2 protein-coding genes and 1 pseudogene are annotated in these 1,811 nt (G+C 48.6%); 2 read left to right on the plus strand and 1 reads right to left on the minus strand.

Annotated features, from left to right (window positions below):
- Positions 1-127, plus strand: a 127-nt coding sequence (locus KIV40_RS28465; RefSeq protein WP_285352577.1) for a pyridoxine 5'-phosphate synthase, incomplete at its 5' end; no start/stop codon positions are given.
- Positions 128-155: 28 nt separating this feature from the next.
- Positions 156-536 carry a holo-ACP synthase gene (gene acpS / locus KIV40_RS28470; RefSeq protein WP_285352575.1) on the plus strand — a complete coding sequence of 127 codons (381 nt, stop codon included), beginning with the start codon at positions 156-158 and terminating at the stop codon, positions 534-536.
- A 133-nt stretch (positions 537-669) separates the two neighbouring features.
- Here the strand turns inward: acpS and KIV40_RS28475 are convergent.
- A pseudogene (locus KIV40_RS28475) lies at positions 670-1,811 on the minus strand (response regulator); the annotation flags it as partial.

Consider the following 1,811-nt stretch of genomic DNA (forward strand, 5'->3'; position numbering starts at 1 on the left):
AGCACTGCCTGAGATCTACGAGCTAAACATCGGTCACTCAGTGAGTGGTCGTGCGGTATTTGATGGCCTAGCGAAAGCGGTATCAGATATGAAAGCCGTCATGGAAAACGCGCGTAACAACGCTTAATTACTTACAGTTGAAAGGTTAAAGAGTCATGGCAGTTGTTGGACTTGGTACAGACATCGCAGAGATTGAGCGAGTTGAAAAGGCGCTAGCACGCAGTGGCGAGGCTTTTGCAGAGCGAATCCTAAGTGAAGTGGAGCTTGAACAGTTCAACTCTCTGAAGCAGAAAGCACGTTTCCTTGCGAAGCGTTTTGCTGCCAAAGAGGCCGCTTCAAAGGCTCTTGGTACGGGCATTGCCATGGGCGTAACCTTTCACGACTTTCAGGTTGCGAATGATGAGCACGGCAAGCCGGTGCTTACTCTGCACAACAAAGCGCAGGAGTTGGCGGCAAACCTAGGCGTTAGCTCTATCCATATTACTATCTCGGATGAGCGCCACTACGCTGTTGCGACAGTATTGTTTGAGTCTTGATTTCTTCGCTGTAAGTCCCTGAAAAATAAAAAGCAGAGCCATGGCTCTGCTTTTTTGTTTCTATACTGACAGTTTGCGTTTTTGCTGATTTTTTACGTATGCATTAGCAATGTTGAGTTGGAACCTAGCTAGGTTAGATTGGTGTCAGATAGTGAATCGCGGTGGCCTGCACCTTGTCTAGCTCATCTTGTAGCTCGAACAGCTCAGGTTCGATATCTTCTATCTGCGTCCCTGAACGTAGCTCTTTCTCTATCGTGGCACATACGGCTTTCAATCTTGGCACGCCACTGTAAGAACTGCTGCCGTGCATCTTATGAATGATGTGTATTAAGTCATCGATAGGGTAGTCGCTCTCTTCGATAGCACGCTCAGCAGCCGCATAGACCTCTGGAATGAAGTCGACCAGCATCTGCAGCATATCGCGAGCAAGGTCTTCTTTATTGGCTGCCTGTTTCAACGCAGCCTGCCAATCAATAATGATGTCCTTGTGCTGGCTGCTCTCAGTTTCGGCAGCGTGGTTTTCGATTTCAACGCCAACCGCAGGGTGCTCAGGCGCAATCTTTTCCACATTCTCTACTTCAGACTCAGGACTCCAGTGAATCAAAACCTGCTGTAAGACATGCTCTTCAATCGGCTTAGTCAGGTAATCGTCCATACCAGCAGCCAATAGACGGTCGCGCTCGCCACTCATCGCGTGTGCCGTCACGGCAATCACTGGCGTCTTAGCATTGTTCTCTAGCTCTTTAATGTGTTTACACGCAGTCACACCATCCATTTGTGGCATTTGGATATCCATAAAGATGATATCGAATGTCTGCTCGGTCGCTCGGTCAATCGCTTGTTGACCATTGGTGCAGCTAACCACCGTCTCTACACGTTCTTGCAGTAGCGCTGTAATCAGTTTTAAGTTGGCTGGGTTGTCATCGACTGCCATCACGGTTAGTGGCAGCTTCTCATCACTGTGTGTCTCAATCGCAGGTGCATTAAGCAGTGGTGCTTGGTTTCTTGCGAGACAGTGGTTTGGTAATGCACTGAACATCGACATTCTTCATCAGCTGCTCACCCAGTGCGAGCTCGGTACTTGGAGTACCAATGATCACGTTCTGCGAGAGCTCTCGCGCGCGATTTGCCCATTGCTGAACGACGTCTAATTCATAGTCTTGGTTGGCAGCAAGGTTAAGCAGTACGTAATCGTAGTTGGTTGCCTCTTCTGGCATTACTGAACGATAGGTTACAATCAGTCCTTCTTGAGTCAGCACTTGCTGAGTAATCGAG

This window comes from Vibrio sp. D173a (genome assembly GCF_030248475.1).

What these genes read in the sequence shown, in the direction of transcription:
- acpS (WP_285352575.1), top strand. Translation starts at nt 156, where the DNA reads ATGGCAGTTGTTGGACTTGGTACAGACATCGCAGAGATTGAGCGAGTT.